The organism is Myxococcus sp. AB025B, assembly GCF_006518215.1.
Taxonomy (GTDB): domain Bacteria; phylum Myxococcota; class Myxococcia; order Myxococcales; family Myxococcaceae; genus Myxococcus; species Myxococcus fulvus.
Window position 1 is genome coordinate 1 of the sequence record NZ_SRLW01000515.1, and the last position, 3,695, is coordinate 3,695.

Sequence of the window (3,695 nt, forward strand, 5' to 3'; positions counted from 1 at the left end):
ATTCCGCGCGGAGACCACCGGCTGCGCGGGCCATACGACCCGCACGTGGGCGCGGTGAAGCTGCTCTTCAACGTGCGAGAGCTGCCCCTGTCCGCGGCGGCGGTGAGAACGGTGGCGGTCAGCAGCGCGCGAATCTTCATGGGTCGAGGTCCTCCTCCAGAGGGGAAATGCTGCTCAGCGAAGGTGGACACTAGCGGTTGTCCGCGCAGCCCGCAGGGAAACCATGCGGGCCGCCCACCGCCTCCTCACTCCTGTCCGATGGGCGGCACTACCAGCGGCACCGGCACCACGCGTGAAGCGCCGAAGGCCGGCGCCCAGGTGCGCTGCACCTCGGGGCCGTTGAGGAATCGCACGATGGCCTTGAAGGCCTCCTCAGGACCTCCCAGCGTCTCCGCCCACTCGAGGCCTCGCGGCGACAGGTTGGGCACCAGCGGCCCCAGCTCCTCGGCGGACGCGGACGAGCGCGTCACGCGCAGGCCCTCGTCGCGCAGCCGCTTGGGAACGAACAGCGGCGCGAAGCGCGCGTGCCGGTGGTCGTGGACGCAGCCCTCCTCCTGCAAGAGCGCCGCGGACAGGGGCAGCTCTCGCACGTTGAAGAGCAGCTTCACCGCGCCCACGTGCGGGTCGTATGGCCCGCGCAGCCGGTGGTCTCCGCGCGGAATCAGCCGCCGGTCCAGGTAGCAGTACGCCCGCGTCTCCGGAGGCAGCGTGCCCCGGTGCCGGGCGCCGCCGTACCGGAAGAAGGGCCGCAGGTGCCTGGCGTCCACCTCCAGCGCGGGGCCCACCTTCAGCGCGCGCAGCTTCGGCAGCAGCTCCTCGGACAGCCCATGCACCCGCGCGAAGTCCGGCAGGTCGTCCAGCGAGGACGCCGCGAAGGCGCGGATGCGCGCGAGCAGCCGCTCCGGGTCCGCGTCCACCAGGAGCTCGTCGAAGCGCGTCTTCACCCCGGGCAGGCTCACGGGGACGAGCGTGGTGAGCGGCTCGCCCTCCGCGCTCCACCGCGCGTCCAGCGCGCTCGCCTCCGGCGTCGTGGGGGCCAGCCGCCACTCGGGCGCCTCGGGGGTGAAGTGCTGCCACGCCCCCCGGCGCTCGAAGCGCGGCGGGTCCACGTGGCCCGGCAGCGAGGACCATACGGTGATGCACGTGCGCACCTGCGTGCCGGCGAAGGCGCCCGGCCCCAGGTCCACCACCTCGCGCAGCGTCAACATGCGCAAGAGCGACTGGCGCAAGGGCGCGTAGAGGAACGCGTCCAGCAGGCTCGCGGGCGTGATGAAGGCGAGCACGCCGGGCCGCGTGGACAGCCGGTGCGCTGCGACGAGCAGAAAGAAGGCGAAGTCGTCACGGAGGCTCGTGCCCGGCGGTAGCGCCAGCGGCAACAGCGCGCGCAGCTTCGCGTACGCGCCCGCGTCCTTCAGCACCGGCGAGGTGCCGTTGTAGGGCGGATTGCCCACCCACAGCTCGCGGTGCTCGGGCGGCGTGGCGGCGAGCATGGGCTCCAGTCCGCCTCGCAGCGTGTCGCCCTCCTTTACGTCCGCCTCGGGGACGCGGGCCTGACACAGCCGGGCGACGGCCGGGTCCAGCTCCAGGCCGCACAGGCGGGCTCCGGGCCAGAGCTTCGAGGCCGCCGACAGGAAGGCCCCGGCTCCACAAGCCGGGTCAATCACCGTGAGCGGCCCTGCTCCCAGGTGCGCCATCGCGAGCGATAGCGTGCGTTCCACCAGGGGCGCGGGCGTGAAGAACGCCCCCACCGCCTTGCGGTCGATTCCGGGGAACTGGTGGACGAGCTTCTCTTCGTCGACGTCCAGCAACCTATTCGCGGCGCGTGGCATTGAGGAGTCATCCTAGCCACCCCCGCCCCTCGCGGTGATCCACTCAAAGCTTTGCAAACGCACTCAAATGTCCGGATGTGATGTCCCAATCACTTCACATGCCCGGAAGTCTGAGATTTGGCGCCCCGCAATGCGTGACTTCAGCCCGCACCGTACACCCGTGGGGTTGTGTGTGATGGGCCTGCTCACCCAGGTTGCTTCACCAGGGCTCGGAACACGCCCATTCCGGCCACCATCCCCACCACGAAGAGCGCCACCGTCAGTCCTCCCACCGGCAACACCACCAGCGCCGGCCCCGGGCAGTAGCCCGACAGGCCCCAGCCCACGCCGAAGAGCACCGCACCCGCCACCAGGCGTCCATCCACCGAGGCGGAGGTCGCCTCCGAGAAGGTGTCCGCCAGCACGGGGGCCGCGCGGCGGAGGATGAGCCCGCGCGCCAGCGCGTACGAGCCCAGCGCGCCCGCCATCACGAAGGCGAGGCTCGGGTCCCAAGCGCCCGCCACATCGAGGAAACCCACCACCTTCGTCGGGTCCGTCATGCCGCCCACGCCCAGGCCGACCGCGAAGAGCAGCCCCGCGGCGCCCGCCGTGAGGGCCTGCTTCATGACGCACCTCCGCCGAGATGCCGGGTGACGAAGACGGTGGCCGCGCCCGCCGCCATGAACGTCAGCGTGGCCACCAGCGAGCGCTTGGAGCCCCGCGCCAGGCCACACACGCCGTGGCCGCTGGTGCAGCCGCTGCCCAGCCGCGTGCCGAAGCCCACGCACAGCCCGGCGATGAGCGGGGTGCCCACCCCGGTGAGCACCGGCGCCCCGAGCACCGACGGCCGCACGGCCGCCAGCACCACGCCGCCCAGCATCAGCCCGCCGATGAAGGCCACGCGCCACCCGGTGTCACCCGACGAGGGCGCCCAGAGCCCACCGGCGATGCCGCTGATGCCGGCGATGCGGCCGTTGAAGAGGAGCAGGAGGGCCGCGCCCAGGCCCAGCAGGACACCGCCCAGGAGCGGCAGGAGGAACGTGTTCATCGATGCAGGCACCTGACGAGGAAGAGAATCGAGGCAAGCGGTGCGACCGGCTCAGGAGCGTGGCACGCCGCCGGTCAGGATGTGAGAGCCCGCTTCCGGGAAAAGCATTCAAGGGCCCGTGTTGAGGCGGGTGGATGCTCCCAGGCCGGCGGGCATGGCGCTCGGGCTCCCTCGGGGCCTCGACGCGCGGAGAGGACAGGGACGTGGTGGTGAGACGAAGGGCGAAGGGGCGCGGCGACGCGGTGCTCGTCTCCTCGGCGACGCGGGGGGACCGGGAGGCGCTGCTCGCCCGATGAGCCTCCCCGGTGCACGGCTTCGGGCTGCTGCGCCTGTGCGGCTCCAGGGACCTGCTCCAGGAAACGCGGGTGACGGCGTTCCGGGAGCAGGCGCGGCTGTCGACATGGCTCTACCCGGTGGCGCGTGCTGACTGCTCACGGGAGCGCCGGAAGGAGGCGCGCGGAAGGGGCTCGCGTGTCGCTCGATGCGCCCGTGGCGCGGCAGGTGGTCTCCCCCGAGCCCGCGCTCGACGACGTGGCGCACGCGCGTGAATCAGGCGCGGCCGATGGTCTCCCCTGAGCCCGCGCTCGACGACGTGGCGCACGCGCGTGAATCGAGGGCGGTGCATTGGGATGCGCCCGGGGACCTGTCCACGTCGGACCGGGAGTCGCTGCGCCCCTGGGACGTGGAGGGCTTGTCAGCGGAGGAGGCCGCGTGCTCGTCGGGGATCGACGTGCCCGCGCACCAGCGTCGTCTGCACCGCGCACGCGCCAGCGGGAGCAGCGCTTCAGCGAGTCTGCTGTCAGGGATTGAGCAAGAGGGGCGGGCCCCGGGCCCCTTGG

General features: G+C 72.3%; 3 protein-coding genes and 1 pseudogene. 1 reads left to right on the plus strand and 3 read right to left on the minus strand.

Annotation, left to right across the window (positions count from 1 at the left end; genetic code table 11):
* Nucleotides 1-245: 245 nt before the first annotated feature.
* From FL311_RS41850 to FL311_RS41860, 3 genes are all read right to left on the minus strand, one after another.
* Nucleotides 246-1,829, minus strand: a complete 1,584-nt coding sequence (locus FL311_RS41850; protein ID WP_141333196.1) for a class I SAM-dependent DNA methyltransferase — start codon at nt 1,827-1,829, stop codon at nt 246-248.
* Nucleotides 1,830-2,014: 185 nt separating this feature from the next.
* A complete protein-coding gene (locus FL311_RS41855) occupies nt 2,015-2,434 on the minus strand; it encodes a DUF6691 family protein (protein WP_141333197.1) in 420 nt (139 codons plus the stop codon).
* A complete protein-coding gene (locus FL311_RS41860; protein WP_141333198.1) occupies nt 2,431-2,856 on the minus strand; it encodes a YeeE/YedE family protein in 426 nt (141 codons plus the stop codon). The genes FL311_RS41855 and FL311_RS41860 overlap by 4 nt, the downstream gene beginning before the upstream one ends.
* A 562-nt stretch (nt 2,857-3,418) precedes the next feature.
* Between FL311_RS41860 and FL311_RS45795 the strand changes: the two are divergent.
* Nucleotides 3,419-3,695, plus strand: a pseudogene (locus tag FL311_RS45795) (RNA polymerase subunit sigma); the annotation flags it as partial.